A 14,239-nucleotide genomic window follows, 5' to 3' on the forward strand; every position below is an offset into this window, starting at 1 on the left:
AATTCACCAATTTTTATAGACTAATACACTTCATAATTTGTAATCAGCGGTGAGTTTTTCTTTAGAAGTTTTTGGAGCCGTTTATGGTATTGCGCAGGGAAGACCATATTTGTGGCACGCAACTCTCTTTCACGCAACACTTTTGCCACGTGATCCGCGAAGCTAAGACAGTTTCTCGTCCAACCATTATAGGTCATGAACTTCGAACGATTGAATTTATAGAACACGGTGTCCATCTGTTGCGCCATGAAATACACATACATCTCTTCAAAGCGGTCAAAGGTCGGATTATAGTAATTCGCTTCTCCCGTTGGACGCCACTGTGTTGTCGGCTCTAAAATCTTATTCAAGTACGCATGAATGGCATCCATCTGTTCATCCGTCACAGCAATCGTATAAATATGCAACGCTTTTTGGTAGTGGTTTTTACAAAAGAGCATATACTCTTCGCGCGGTGCCTTAATCAGAACTCCTTCAGCAATCCAGCCGCCGAGCTTCAAGTCGCGCTCATCGTAGTTCCCATAAGAATAGACGTAGCCATCGATACATAAATCCACATGCCCAAGAGGTCCATTCCCACGCTCAGCCACATGCACAAAAATCTCGAAACGACTCTTAGCGGTCGGTGGGTACGCAATTGGATAAGGGACAAACGGGTCTGGCATATTTACTTTTGGGAATGAGCGTAGTACTTTTCGTACAACCTTCTCCATTAATTTCTTCTCTGCCATCACAAACTCCTCACACTGTCAATAGGCCTATTGTAGCATAAATTCACGGTGTGTTCAGTTACTTTTTATAAAAAGTCCTTTCTTAATAAAATTTCATATTTTATATTGAACAGGTATTTTTAATTCAGCAGCACAGGTAAAATATAATGAGCGAAAAAGTAGTAGGAATATTAAACGATAAAATTATAAACCTTTTAAATCTCGATCCTGATTTGGAAGGAAAAGAAATTTTTCTTTCTTCTAAACGGAAAAAGCATATGAAAAAACATAAAAGAGAATTTTTGGATTTTGAAAAGAGTTTCAATGAAATACATCTGGTTATTAACGAGCCTAACTACGTTGGTTTACACCCAGATGGTCAATCCATTCAGTTCATTAAAGTGACAAAGGAAAATGTTCTGTTAGCTGTTAAATTAGACAAAGCTCTAGATGTAAGAACAATGTACGTTATTACCGATAATAAACTCCAAAACTATTTGAATAGTGGACGAATTAAAAAGTTTTAAGTATAATATATTTACAAAGAACATTGAGGATAGAACAGGCAGCTATCGCACCCTTGTGGTCTGAAAGAGATGTGGAAAGGTCACTCCACCAATGTTCACTTTGATAAAGCGGTCTTCGGACTGCTTTTTTTATTTTACACAACAAAAAACCTCCCGTCAGAAACGGGAGGAAAAAAGGATAGAGTTTTATTTACTTGGGAGTAAATAATTCTTATTTGGGAATACAATTACTATAACCAAGTTTTATGAAGAAATTGTGACGTTTAATCCCAATTTTCTAGAAATTTAGTACCCCAAAGATGCATGCATACCGGCAACGTAACCCGTTACAAAAGCTGCGGTGATATTGTACCCGCCTGTGTACCCGTGGATGTCTAATAGCTCTCCACAGAAATACAGTCCTTGGGTTAATTTCGACTCTAAAGTTTTCGGGTTCACTTCTTTCAAATGAACGCCTCCACCTGTCACAAATCCCTTCTCAATCGGCAATGAGCCATTGACGGTAAAGCGGAAATTCGTAAGGACTTCTTTAATCTGTGCCCAGTTGGCTTCGCTTAGACGATTGACCGCCGTTTGGTCGCTAATCCCCACTCTTGCTAGTAAAAACTCTACATATCGTTCAGGAAGTAACCCTTTCAAGTGATTTTTAATCGATTTTAGAGGCGCATCCTCCACAAACGATCGAAACTGTGCGTCGAGTTCGGCGTCGCTCATATCAGGCAAAGCATTCAGACTCATCACGACGTCCTTCTTGCCTTCTTTCTCCTGCACTTGATGCACGAAGCTTGAACAACGTAAGACGGCTGGACCGCTCACTCCAAAATGCGTGAAAATCATATCCATCTGATGCGTCACAACAGGCTTTCCTTTGCCATTTAAGACACTAAGCGCCACATTGCGAAGCGACAACGCATGAAGCTCACCCTTCTTGATAAACTCCTCGCCACTCGTTAGCGGAACTTCTGTCGCAAAAAGCGGTGTAATCGTATGGCCAGCTACTTTCGCAATCCCATACCCGTCTCCTGTCGAACCCGTCTTCGGATAAGATTTTCCACCCGTCGCCAAGATGACCGCATCGGCTTCGAGTTGCTCGCCATTATCCAGCTCCACCACTCGCACGGCTCCATCGCTCACACGAATCGTCTTCACTTTCACATTCGTACGTACTTGCACACCTAATTTCTTAATCTCCTGAATAAACGTCTCCAGAATCGTCTTAGCCGAATCCGTCACCGGGAACATACGCCCGTGATCTTCTTCCTTTAATCGCACGCCGCGACTCTCGAAGAACTGAATAATATCCTGATTATCAAATTGCGAAAAGGCACTATATAAGAAGCGTCCATTTCCCGGAATATGCTTCACGATTTCTTCTGGGGTACGACGGTTCGTCACATTACAACGCGTTCCACCCGTGTGTAATAACTTCTTTCCAAGGGTTGGATTTTTCTCGAGCAACACGACTTCCGCGCCATGCATCGCCGCACTGACCGATGCCATCAATCCGCTCGTTCCTCCACCAATAACAATAACTTTCATACTTGCCTCCAATTTTCTTTGTCCCAATCATTATAAAGCATGCAAAATAAAAAAGCCTAGAGAAACTCTCTAAGCTTAAAGTTATCTATCACTCTTTAAAGTTTTTCGCGCATAGGAAGTAAGAAACGCCTGAAAGAACCGACAAACATCCACCCATAAGCAGCGGGCCAAAATACATTTCTAAGCCTCTACTGAAACTACTGATGATTTTTATAACGACTGCGTTAATGGCCTCCAAACCGGGAACTGTTGCTAGTAGTGTGAGCACTACCGGAATAAGCAGCACTGCCCCTGCTAAAACAAATAAGTTTGAGACTTTGTTAGGAACTCGTTCGTCATCTTTATAGTAGAGCGCACTTTTTATAGCGACAATGAATACGAGAGGATTCAATATCCACATACCATATTGAACGGTATTCTGTATCGAATCACTTTTTGCAATCGCCGCAAAAGTTAACAGAAATGGTGATATGGTTGAAAAACCACCACCAATAAACCCTACCAAAGCACTAATCATTGCCCATTTTTTACTTTTCATATTCTCGTCTCCTTTAAGTTTTTAGTCCTCAAAATTCCTTTAATAAACACCACCTGCTAACTTTGTTTCTCTCTATTCTTTAAAATTCTTCAAGCAAGAAGCGTATCCGAGGCCACTAATAATCGACAGAACCCCAACGACTACGATAGGCGGAAAGAGAATCAGAAAAATATCCACTTCTTCCTCAACCAAATCAAAGAATTGCAGTACGGCATGATCTAAGAAGAGAACTTTACTGAGGACCACGATAAGGATTGGGGCACACCCTAATATCCCTGCCAGTAAAAACAAGTTCGAGGCCCACTTCTTAACTCTGGAATCTCCTTTATAATAAATAGCACTTTTAAGAGCGACGACGAAGATTGTCACATAAGTAGCCACAATCAATAAGGCGGCTACCGTAAATAAGAACCCATCTGCTCCAAGGCCTGCCGCAAATAATACAACAGTAGCTACTAGCAAAAGCGCTCCTCCCTTAATGCCGACATTAGCACATCGTACCGCCCATGTTAAATCTTCCATCTTACACCTCTCCCTTAGTCCAACTCTTTAAATTTTCTTAGACAAATCGCATAATAAATGCCCGAGACAACGGATAAAATCGATGATAGAAACATTAGCATGAGCGCACGTTCAAAGCCATCACTTCCGTCGAATACCGCGAACATAATCCAATCAAGGGCTTCGCTGACAATCGGAACATTTGCCGACCCAATCAGTAAGCTTATAACGAAACCTACACCGCTTGAGGCTACAAATAGATTTGCAATCACCTGATTCACACGTTTGTCCGCTTTATAATAGTGCGCACTTTTCAACGCTACGAAAAAAATAATTCCAAATGTCGTCACTAATAATGCAAGGGACAGCATTGCCCCCGAACGACTGGCGCCAAGTCCAGCCGCAAATAACGACAATAGGAAAAAGAGCGCTAAAGGCCCACCTAGAATCCCCACAAACGCACTAATCTTGGCCCATCTTTTATCTTTCATCTTCTCAACTCCTTTAACTGTTGAAATGAAGTGATACCTTCAAGTAAGAAACACCGCTGACGATAAACAACACCCCTGCTAGCCAGGGTAACAATAAATAACTAATCGCGTAAATATCGCTCGCCCACTCCCAGCTAAAAACGAGCGTCTCCAGAGCTTTCCACTCCATGATGATTCGCGAGAAATAAAATAGTACGATGAGTCCTCCTGAAGTTAAAAATAGCTTCGGTACCCATCTTTTAATCTGAACATCTCCTCTATAATAGCTCAATGCTTTTACCCCTAAAGCGATAACCAATAGATTGATGATTCCTAAAATAATTACTGCTTCGTAAGGTTGAGGTTGCCTTGGACGTCGAAGGATGACTATGAGTACGGGTGCAAGAATCGCTATCACACCCCAAACAATACCGACAACGCCACAAACTTGTGCTAATGTCTTATTCTTCATCGGTCCCCCTCCTTCGAATTCAAAACATTGCTTAACCGTCAAATCGATTTAACGAAATTAAATATCCAGCTCCAGAAATCAAGCCCAACAGTCCAGAAACTCCACCCGTGATAATGAGAACAGATCCCATTCCACCGATTTGAAGTGTCACATCATTGATGCCTGTTAATCCTGGAATATAGGAAACGAGAACCGGCAGAGTCGCAATAACTCCTAAACTTGCCGCCAGTAAAAAGATTTTCGTAATCCAATACGGAACTTCGCCCGTCTTTTTATAATAGCGATGACTAATTCTAGCGACAATAAACATCACCCAAATAAACACAACGAGATAAATAAACATCATCTGCGTTTGGTGCAGAATCTGAAGGGTTTCTTCTGAGGGCGCGGTAAATGGAAAAACAATACTAAAAATGACAATCGAAAAAATATTCGGCAAGATATAAGAAGGCGCCACAAAGATGAGTCCACCCCATACAATTCCTAGTATTCCGCTTAACAACGCCCATAGTTTTGATTTTTTTGGTTGTTCTACAGCCTGCACTCACAACGCCTCTTTTCTTCTTGTTTCCCTTATTTTATCACAACCGCTTGCACCTTAGAAGAAAATCCCCAACAAAAAACACTTGCGCCAGATGACGCAAGTGCTCAATTCATTTATCCTTTTACAGCAATCGCTTGGATTTCCACAAGGGCATTCTTTGGTAAGGCTGCTGCTTGGAACGCCATACGCGCTGGATAAGGGGCCGCAAAATACTCTCCATATACTTCATTCATGTTCGCAAAGTCGTTGATGTCCGCTAGGAGCACCGTTGTTGATACGACCGCATCCATTCCTACCCCTACGCTTTCTAAAATCGCACGGATATTTTTCAATGATTGATGAGTTTGGCTAGCTATATCACTTCCTGCGAACTCCCCTGTTTCAGGAACGATTGGCAACTGTCCAGAGACGACAATCGTTTCTCCTGTGTAGGCTACTCCTTGTGAGTAAGGCCCGATTGCTTTTGGAGCCTGTTCTGTTTGAATTACTTTCTTTGTCATGGAAATCCTCCTAGTCTAATGATGGCACAGTGTCCACAAATACATATTTTTTCATACGGTCAAATGCTTCTACAAGACGCGCGTACGGCAACGCGAGGTTAATACGAATACATCCTTCACCAAAGAACATCTTGCCATCTTGCCAAGCCACGCCGACATCCCAGCCGCGTTTTTCAAGCTGTTCGAGCGTCAGATTGTGTTTTTTCAAGAACTCTGAGCAGTCGATAAAGAGCATGTACGTGCCTTCAGGTTTTGTGACCTCCACGCCGTCAAATTCACGGTGAATAAAGTCGCACGCGTAGTCCGCATTCTTCTCAATCACTTCACGCAACTCTTCCAACCACTCGTATCCTTCTTCTTGATACGCCCCGATTAACGCATGCATTGACATCACATTCATCGCGTTATAATGCGGCTTCATCCCTTTTGACTCGACACGGTCTCTTAACGCATCATTGTAAATTACATGATAACTACCCACGAGCCCTGCCAAGTTAAACGTCTTACTTGGCGCATACATGGCTACTGTACGATTCTTTGCATCTTCTGAAATCAACTGCGTTGGGATATGCTTATGGCCTTTAAAAATAATATCTGACCAAATTTCATCCGACACGACAATCACATCGTACTTACGGTAAATCTCCATCGCGCGTTCGATTTCTTCTTTCTCCCATACACGACCACTCGGGTTATGCGGTGAACAGAAAATCGCCACATGTATCTTATGCGCTTTGATTTTTCGTTCCATATCCTCAAAGTCCATACGATAAACGCCCTGTTCATCTTTCACGAGCGGGCTATGCACGGCCTTCAATCCATTATCGTTTAAGGACTGCGTAAACCCGACATAGGTTGGACTATGTACTAACACGCTATCCCCAGGCGCAGCGTATGATGTTAAAGTCGATACGACTCCCCCAAGCACTCCATTTTCATGACCAATATGTTTGCGCGTTAACCCTGTTACTTGATGGTGGCGCGCATGCCACTGAATAATGCTCTCGTAGTACTCTTTAGAAGGCATGAAGTACCCGAAAATCGGATGTCCCAATCGTTTTTGCATCGCCGAAATCACTGTCGGTGCGGTTGGAAAACTCATGTCCGCGATCCACATCGGAATCACATCGAAGCCTTTCTTCGGTCTATCTGGCGACTTCCCTGGAATCAACCCCAGCCCATCAACAGCCAGCGCATCCATTCCACGTCTGTCATATTCCGTTGTAAAATCAAATTTCATCCGCAAAACCTCCTTGAATCTCCCCACCATTATACACCGTCCCCCGCCTCCACTCAACGCCCTCCGCGAACTCTGTCCGGTGCAAGTTTTTTCATAAAAAGCGTGATTCCCGATGAAAAAAACAACCTAAGGTAGCGTTGCAAAAAAATCCTTGGACTCTATAGTCATAGAAATAACTATGCAGATGCCCAAGGATTTTAAAACAACGCTTTAACCCTTTAACTTATTTTTTTGCTAAAATCACGCTATACTTTTCGTTTTTTTAGGAAGAAAACAATCACTCCGATTACACAGACTCCCAATCCGATTGCTGGATAGAGAAAATTCTCTGCTGCTCCCGACATTTGTCCGACGAAAGTTTTCTGGTCATTTTCATGATACTTCTGAATCATTTCCTGTATTTCCTTTAAAGAATACCATCCCTTATTCGCTTGAACTGTCTGCTTTTCTACGTCGTATAACAATCCAATTTTTACATCTCCATTCGGAAATACTTTTGCAACAGTAATACCACCAAAAGGAGTATCATAATCCACATTGAAAACTAGTATTCCTTTGGTATCACTGCTATATTCCTCTCCTAAAAGTTCAGAAATTTTCTGATATTCAAAATCCTGTGGTTTATCTGCATAGCTGCCCGACTTCGTTTGTAAACGACCATCAACTTCAGAAATCCAAAACTCCTTATTCATCCCATTTAATAAGGTTTGCGCACTTAACCACCCGCTGTTTTTAGTAGTGATTGTCCCATCATCAGCTTGTTGGATTAACTGTTTTAATTCCTCTTCGGACTTAACATCTTTTAGCTTCTTATCACCAAACACAAAGATTGTATGTTTTGTATCGAAAGGAACCCCATTCTCGGAAGAACGCTCTTTGTCCTTGACCTGTTGATTACTTTTCTCCATCGACTCATCTAACACCTGATGCAATTCCTCTGTCGAAAGTTCCGGCGCTGCATAAACCGTTGAGAAAATTGAAGATACTACAAACAATCCACTGACTACGACTAAAAATATTTTCTTTAATTTGAAAACCATTTCTAAGATCTCCTTCCGTTCAAAAGACGGCTCCATCAAAATGAAAAAATATTCTACATAACCAACATACAAATAGCACGTTCTCACTACTCTGCTTTCACCTATATAATACCACTCAACACTGTATTTAATCTACATGATTTTAATCAAATCCTTGGACTCTATAGTATGAACACTACAAAGATAGGAGCTGAGATGAAGACTGAGCCCGATGCAAGTTCATCACAAAATCGTGATTAGCGATGAAAAAACTAAGGTAGCGCTGCAAAAAAATCCTTGGACTCTATAGTCATAGAAATAACGATTCGCATGCGAAAAGAATTAGAGCTCCATAGCTAGAATCGCTTTGGAGCTCTTTGACTTTCGCAAGGCCTGAGACCAAGGCTCAGGCTGGTGCAGTTATTTCTATCACTTTTTAAATCTTTTTCCCGTTTCTTGCCAAAGATGAAGTGCGGACTCCGCAAAACGACATCACGTGATAACTGCGCATCACAGAATTGGTAAAAAAACGGAGTCCCCCTAGGATTCCATAGTATGAATAATAGAGAGAAGCAACCGATGTGAATTACTGCCACTAAGAAATTTATTTCTAAGTGGCAGTTTGAAGCTCGGTAGGAGCCAAGACGTAGACTTGGCCCGGTGCCTCTATTATCAATACTATGGAGTTATCCTAGGGGGACGTAGTTCCCACTATTTTCTCATCGCTGAAATCACGCGATAGCCTTTTTGTGCGATAAAGTCCGCTACTTCATCGGGCTCAGTAGAGTCCACATGAAGCACCACTTGCACTTTCCCATCGCGATGGAATACAGAAATTGTCGAAACGTTCACGTTGTTTTCGCGCAACACATTTGAAATTTCTTCCAGAGGACCTGGTTTATCCTCATTAATTTCAATGAATAAACGAGAACCTGGAGTGTTGTATCCAGAAATTTCGATAAACGCATCGAAAATATCTTTGTCGGTAATAATCCCTTCAACGTGTCCACGCGCATCTACGACTGGTAAGACGCCGACATTTTGTTGACGCATCAGTGACGCTGCTTCTTCTAATAATGTATGAGCCTTCACTGTTAAGACTTGCTTTTGCATAATTTCGCTCGCAGTTGTCTTGTTTAATAAATAGTTCAACTCATGCATTGATAAGCTTGTCGCCATTGAAGGTGAGTGCCCTGCAACAAGTTCTTCTGTTAATAGTCCGACTAACTTTCCGTCTTCTACAACTGGCAAGCGGTGAATGTCATGCTCCTTCATTAAGTCTAGAGCTTTCATAACCGTTGTTTCAGGCGTTACTGTAATAACGTTGGTTGACATATAATCTTTAACTTCCATGATTACCCTCCTAGATATGCTTTCTGAATTTCATCACTTTCTAACAACTCTTGTCCTGTACCGCTCAATACCACTGATCCAGTTTCTAGTACATACGCACGATTTGAAATCGACAATGCCATTTTCGCATTTTGCTCGATAAGTAAAACCGTTGTCCCTGTCTTTTGGATTTCTTGAATGATTTTGAAAATCTCGCGGATGAAGATTGGCGCTAACCCCATTGAAGGTTCGTCGAGGAACAATAGTTTTGGACGGCTCATTAACGCGCGGCCCATCGCTAACATTTGTTGTTCCCCACCAGAGAGCGTTTGTGCATCTTGGTCTTTCCGTTCTTTCAAGATTGGGAAACGCTCGAAGACAGCTTCCATATCTTTTTGAATTTCTTCTTTATCCTTGCGTAGAAATGCCCCTAGTTCAAGGTTTTCTTTTACCGTTAATCCTGGGAATACGTGACGTCCTTCTGGCACTTGCACGAGCCCTTTCTCAACGATTTTCTTCGCAGATGTTGAAGCGATGTTCTCACCTAAGTATAGGATTTCGCCTTCTGAAGGATGGATGAGTCCCGATAAAGTCTTCAAGATGGTTGACTTCCCAGCACCGTTTGCCCCGATTAAAGACACGATTTCCCCTTCATTGACTGTAAAATCCACATTACGTACGGCTTGAATCATTCCGTAATGAACTGATAAATTTTTAACTTCTAACATCTACTCACCTCCTAAGTACGCTTTAATAACTGCAGGATTTTGTTTGATTTCTTCTGGAGTTCCTTCTGCAAGCAGTCTTCCATATTCCAACACGTAAATGCGTTGGCAGATTTTCATGACAAGCGACATATCGTGTTCGATTAACACAACGGTTAAATCAAATTCTCTTTGAATTTTGGCAATCAATTCGGTTAATTGAGCCGTTTCTTGAGGGTTCATCCCCGCTGCAGGCTCATCTAAGAATAAGACTTTTGGTTTTGTCGCTAAGGCACGAACGATTTCCAATTCACGTTGTTGCCCATAAGCTAAGTTTTTCGCCTTTTCATCTTTGAGTGTATCTAACTCGAAAATCTTTAGCAATTCAACCGCTTCTTCGCGCATTTTCGCTTCTATATCATAGTATTTCTTCGTACGGAATAATGTTGAGAACAATGAATCGCTCGAGTGTGCGTGCATGGCAATCATTACATTTTCGAGTACCGTTAAATCTTTAAACAAGCGAATATTTTGGAAGGTACGCGCCATTCCTAGGCTTGTACGCTTGTAAGGTGCGAGTCCGTTTAATTTTTTCAACTGTCCATCTACTTCTAAGCTAACCGTTCCTTCTGTTGGCTCATAAACTCCTGTTAACAAGTTGAAGAAAGTCGTTTTCCCAGCCCCGTTTGGTCCGATAAGTCCGATGAGTTCGCCCTTATTTACTTTCATCGAAACGTTAGAGACCGCAGAAAGTCCGCCAAAGTTTTTTGTTAGTCCATTAACTTCTAATAACATCACTTCCCACTCTCCTTTGTTTCTTTCTTCTTAGAAAACTTGAAGTCTCCTAGTTTGAATTCCCAAGTCCCAAGCAATCCACCTGGACGGAAAATCATGATTAAGATTAACGCTACCGCATAGATGATCATCCGTAATTGTCCAAATGGTTGTAGGACAAGGTTGATGATTCCAAGTAATACGGCTGCCACGAATGAACCTGTGAAGCTTCCGATACCACCGAATACCACGATGATTAATACATCGATTGATTTCATGAACGTGAAGTCACTTGGTGTAACTGCCCCAAGTGTTGTTGCAGAAAGTGTTCCGCCGATACTTGCAGTAGCAGCTCCCAGTACGAAGGCCAAGATTTTATATTTCGTCACTTGAACCCCCATGGATTCCGCAGCAATTTCATCTTGTAAGACCGCATAAGTGGCGCGACCTGCGCTACTGAATGTGTAGTTCAAGATTAAGATGGTTGTTACTACGAGAGCGATATACGTAATCGTCCATGTGTTTGTTAAAGGCACCCCGCTAATACCGGCAGCACCGTTTGTGATTTTCATGTTTGTCACGGCTACACGGATGATTTCCGCAACCCCTAGAGTCGCAATCGCAAGGTAGTCCCCTTTTAAACGAAGCGTTGGTAATCCAACAAGGAACGCGACGATAACAGAGATGACAACTCCGACTGCCATCCCAGCAAATAATCCAGGAAGACCGTTCATCATTTTCCCAAGAATCGCACCGCTATAAGAACCAATCGCGATAAACCCGGCATGTCCTAGCGAGAATTGTCCGGCAACTCCAAGAATGAGGTTCAATCCAACGGCGTAGATGATATTGATCATGATATTAATGAAGGTACTTTCGTAGTAGAAGTTAATCACTCCTGTTTGTACAAGTACGAAAAGAAGAGCGTACATTCCTAATGCGAACAGCGTCCAACGAATATTCTTTTTATGAAATCTTTGCATCTTCTTCACCTACACTTTCTCTCTGACATTTTTACCAAACAATCCAGCTGGTAACACGATTAAAATAATGAATAATAGGAAGTAAACGACTCCGTCACGATATGGTGAGTAACCGAAGAAGCTTACCATTGTTTCTAATAGACCGATGAGGTACCCACCGACCATGGCCCCAGGAATGCTACCGATACCACCAAGTACGGCCGCAACGAAGGCTTTCAGTCCGACTGTAATCCCCATTGTTGTTGAGATGGTATTGTAGTACACCCCAACAAGCACACCCGCAATCCCGGCAAGCGCTGAACCGAGCGCGAATGTAAATGAGATGACTCCGTCTACGTCAATCCCCATGAGTTGAGCGGCTTGCTCATCCACGGCAACCGCACGCATGGCTTTCCCCATTTTTGTATAACGTACGATAAATTGTAATAACGCCATTAAGACAACGGTAACCCCGAAAATCAAAATTTGCTTTCCGTTCACAGAAACGTCTCCAAATAAGGTGATGGTTTCAGTTCCAAAGTCAGAGGGAAACGGACGAGATTCCGCTCCAAAGAAATAACTCATTGCATTTTCTAGTAGGTATGACACCCCGATAGCCGTAATTAACGCTGCTACACGAGTCGAATTACGAAGCGGCTTATACGCCACACGTTCAATCACAACCCCTAAGACCGCACAGGCAACCATCGCTACTAAAAGCGCTACGAATACATTCATCTTCAAGACCATTACGGCAAAATATCCAATGAACGCCCCCATCATGTACACATCCCCGTGTGCGAAGTTAATGAGCTTAATTGTTCCATAAACCATGGTATATCCAAGTGCAATCAACGCGTAAATACTTCCGACTGCAAGCCCGTTTACCAATTGTTGAACTAACAACTCCATATATTTTCTCCTTTCAAATCTATCCTTTATCTAGTGGAAAAGAGAGGCGGAAGTCCCCTTCGTGCCTCTCTTGACAAATACTGTTATAACTAAAATTAATCAGCTGAGTACTCTTGAGCACTTACTTCTTGTCCGTTTTGGAACTCGATGACAACTGCTGATTTCACTGGTGTGTGGTCTGCACCCATTGAGAATGTACCTGTGACACCATCGAAGTCTTTTGTTTCTGCTAAAGCTTTTGTGATTGCTTGAGGATCAGTTGAACCTGCTTTTTCGATAGCTTTCATTAACAATTGAGTGGCATCATAACTTAAAGCGGCGAAAGTATCTGGGTTTGCACCATATTTTTCTTTGTACGCTTTAACGAACGCTTGAACGTCTGCATCATCACTTAATGTTGAGAAGTGTGAAGTGTAGTAAACGTTAGAAAGGTTTGAGCTGTTACCTGCTAATGCTGCTAACTTGTCACTTGAAAGTCCGTCCCCACCAACGATTGGTTGAGTGATACCCATTTCACGTGCTTGTTTGATGATTAGACCAACTTCTTCGTAGTAACCAGGAACATATAATACATCGAAGTCTTTAGATTTCAATGTTGTTAATACTGCTTGGAAGTCTGTGTCTTTTGATTGGTAGTATTCACGAGTGACAACTGTTCCACCGATTTTGCTGTCAGTGTAAGTTTTTTCAAAGGCATCTGCTAACCCTTTAGAGTAGTCATTACCTGTATCTTGTAAGATGGCTACTTTAGCATTTCCGAATTTCTTGTGTACAAAGTTCGCTCCTACAACCCCTTGGTAGCTGTCAGAGAAACATACACGGTAGATGTATTCATATACTGAAGATGCATCTTCTGCGTTTTTCAATGTAACGCCGTCCCCTGTTGTTGCTGGGAAGACTGTTGGGATTTTTGCTTGTTCGTTTACTGGGATTGATACTGAAGCATCCCCTGTTGTTGCTGGTCCGACTACGCCGACCACTTTTTCAGAAGCTAATTTCTTCGCTACTGAAGCTACTTCTGTTTTGTCTGATTTGTTATCGTATGAAACGTATTTTAATTCCTTATCTAATAACTTCCCTTTTTGTTCAACGGCTAATTGAGCACCGTTGTTCATAGAAGAACCGTAAGTCGCTACGTTCCCTGTTAACTCGAAGTTCCCTCCGATTTTGACTGTATTACTATCTGCTGCGTTTCCACAACCTGCTAAAATTGCTGCAACCACAGCGCCTAATGTGAATTTCTTTAATTTCATAAGATCCCTCTTTTCATGGATGAATTTTTCAACTTGAGAGTAGTATATAATATTCTGACAATTCATGCAATAGATAACTCGTATTTTTTGAAAAAATATTTTATTTACATTTTTATCGTTTTCATTTTCATTTTTCTTAGAATTATTTTCATTCTTTTCAAGTTATAAATAGGTATTATTTACACCTAAAGTGTGATATATTGTATTTTAGCAATTTAGTGTGTGACACAACTAACAAGAAA

The 14,239-nt window shown here is 41.8% G+C and carries 17 protein-coding genes; 1 reads left to right on the forward strand and 16 read right to left on the reverse strand.

The features are described 5' to 3' along the window. Positions 1-20: 20 nt before the first annotated feature. Positions 21-731 (reverse strand): hypothetical protein, encoded by a 711-nt coding sequence (locus ADH02_RS02780; RefSeq protein WP_048782425.1) that lies wholly within the window; start codon positions 729-731, stop codon positions 21-23. 146 nt (positions 732-877) lie between these two features. Between ADH02_RS02780 and ADH02_RS02785 the strand changes: the two genes are divergently transcribed. Next, a complete protein-coding gene (locus tag ADH02_RS02785; RefSeq protein WP_048782427.1) occupies positions 878-1,237 on the forward strand; it encodes a hypothetical protein in 360 nt (119 codons plus the stop codon). A gap of 285 nt (positions 1,238-1,522) precedes the next feature. Here the strand turns inward: ADH02_RS02785 and ADH02_RS02790 are convergent, their stop codons facing one another. From ADH02_RS02790 to ADH02_RS02860, 15 genes are all read right to left on the reverse strand, one after another. Then, on the reverse strand, positions 1,523-2,776 hold the full coding sequence (locus ADH02_RS02790; RefSeq protein WP_048782429.1) for an NAD(P)/FAD-dependent oxidoreductase: 1,254 nt from the start codon (positions 2,774-2,776) through the stop codon (positions 1,523-1,525). A gap of 88 nt (positions 2,777-2,864) precedes the next feature. Continuing rightward, complete coding sequence (locus tag ADH02_RS02795; protein WP_048782431.1) at positions 2,865-3,314, reverse strand: hypothetical protein; 450 nt, start codon at positions 3,312-3,314, stop codon at positions 2,865-2,867. Between the two features lie 72 nt (positions 3,315-3,386). Further along, positions 3,387-3,776: a hypothetical protein gene (locus ADH02_RS02800; protein ID WP_152903886.1), complete on the reverse strand. Its 390-nt coding sequence runs from the start codon at positions 3,774-3,776 to the stop codon at positions 3,387-3,389. Positions 3,777-3,850: 74 nt separating this feature from the next. Then, positions 3,851-4,306 (reverse strand): hypothetical protein, encoded by a 456-nt coding sequence (locus ADH02_RS02805; protein ID WP_048782435.1) that lies wholly within the window; start codon positions 4,304-4,306, stop codon positions 3,851-3,853. 13 nt (positions 4,307-4,319) lie between these two features. Then, positions 4,320-4,757 (reverse strand): hypothetical protein, encoded by a 438-nt coding sequence (locus ADH02_RS02810; protein WP_048782437.1) that lies wholly within the window; start codon positions 4,755-4,757, stop codon positions 4,320-4,322. Between the two features lie 31 nt (positions 4,758-4,788). Continuing rightward, positions 4,789-5,301 carry a hypothetical protein gene (locus ADH02_RS02815; protein ID WP_048782439.1) on the reverse strand — a complete coding sequence of 171 codons (513 nt, stop codon included), beginning with the start codon at positions 5,299-5,301 and terminating at the stop codon, positions 4,789-4,791. 113 nt (positions 5,302-5,414) lie between these two features. After that, positions 5,415-5,801 (reverse strand): RidA family protein, encoded by a 387-nt coding sequence (locus ADH02_RS02820; RefSeq protein ID WP_048782441.1) that lies wholly within the window; start codon positions 5,799-5,801, stop codon positions 5,415-5,417. Between the two features lie 10 nt (positions 5,802-5,811). Continuing rightward, entirely contained in the window at positions 5,812-7,041 is a 1,230-nt protein-coding gene (locus ADH02_RS02825; protein WP_048782443.1) for a MalY/PatB family protein, read from the reverse strand. Positions 7,042-7,286: 245 nt separating this feature from the next. Beyond that, positions 7,287-8,081, reverse strand: coding sequence for a hypothetical protein (locus tag ADH02_RS02830; protein WP_048782444.1), 795 nt, complete (start codon positions 8,079-8,081; stop codon positions 7,287-7,289). Between the two features lie 690 nt (positions 8,082-8,771). Continuing rightward, a complete protein-coding gene (locus tag ADH02_RS02835; RefSeq protein WP_048710982.1) occupies positions 8,772-9,413 on the reverse strand; it encodes a CBS and ACT domain-containing protein in 642 nt (213 codons plus the stop codon). Between the two features lie 2 nt (positions 9,414-9,415). Beyond that, positions 9,416-10,120, reverse strand: a complete 705-nt coding sequence (locus tag ADH02_RS02840) for an ABC transporter ATP-binding protein (protein ID WP_048782445.1) — start codon at positions 10,118-10,120, stop codon at positions 9,416-9,418. Then, positions 10,121-10,894 carry an ABC transporter ATP-binding protein gene (locus ADH02_RS02845; protein WP_048782446.1) on the reverse strand — a complete coding sequence of 258 codons (774 nt, stop codon included), beginning with the start codon at positions 10,892-10,894 and terminating at the stop codon, positions 10,121-10,123. Continuing rightward, positions 10,891-11,853 carry a branched-chain amino acid ABC transporter permease gene (locus tag ADH02_RS02850; RefSeq protein WP_048782578.1) on the reverse strand — a complete coding sequence of 321 codons (963 nt, stop codon included), beginning with the start codon at positions 11,851-11,853 and terminating at the stop codon, positions 10,891-10,893. The genes ADH02_RS02845 and ADH02_RS02850 overlap by 4 nt, the downstream gene beginning before the upstream one ends. Positions 11,854-11,862: 9 nt before the next feature. Then, positions 11,863-12,744, reverse strand: a complete 882-nt coding sequence (locus ADH02_RS02855) for a branched-chain amino acid ABC transporter permease (protein ID WP_048782447.1) — start codon at positions 12,742-12,744, stop codon at positions 11,863-11,865. A 95-nt stretch (positions 12,745-12,839) separates the two neighbouring features. After that, a complete protein-coding gene (locus ADH02_RS02860; RefSeq protein WP_048782448.1) occupies positions 12,840-13,997 on the reverse strand; it encodes an ABC transporter substrate-binding protein in 1,158 nt (385 codons plus the stop codon). Between the last annotated feature and the right edge of the window lie 242 nt (positions 13,998-14,239).

Source organism: Streptococcus sp. 263_SSPC (assembly GCF_001071995.1).
Taxonomy (GTDB): domain Bacteria; phylum Bacillota; class Bacilli; order Lactobacillales; family Aerococcaceae; genus Granulicatella.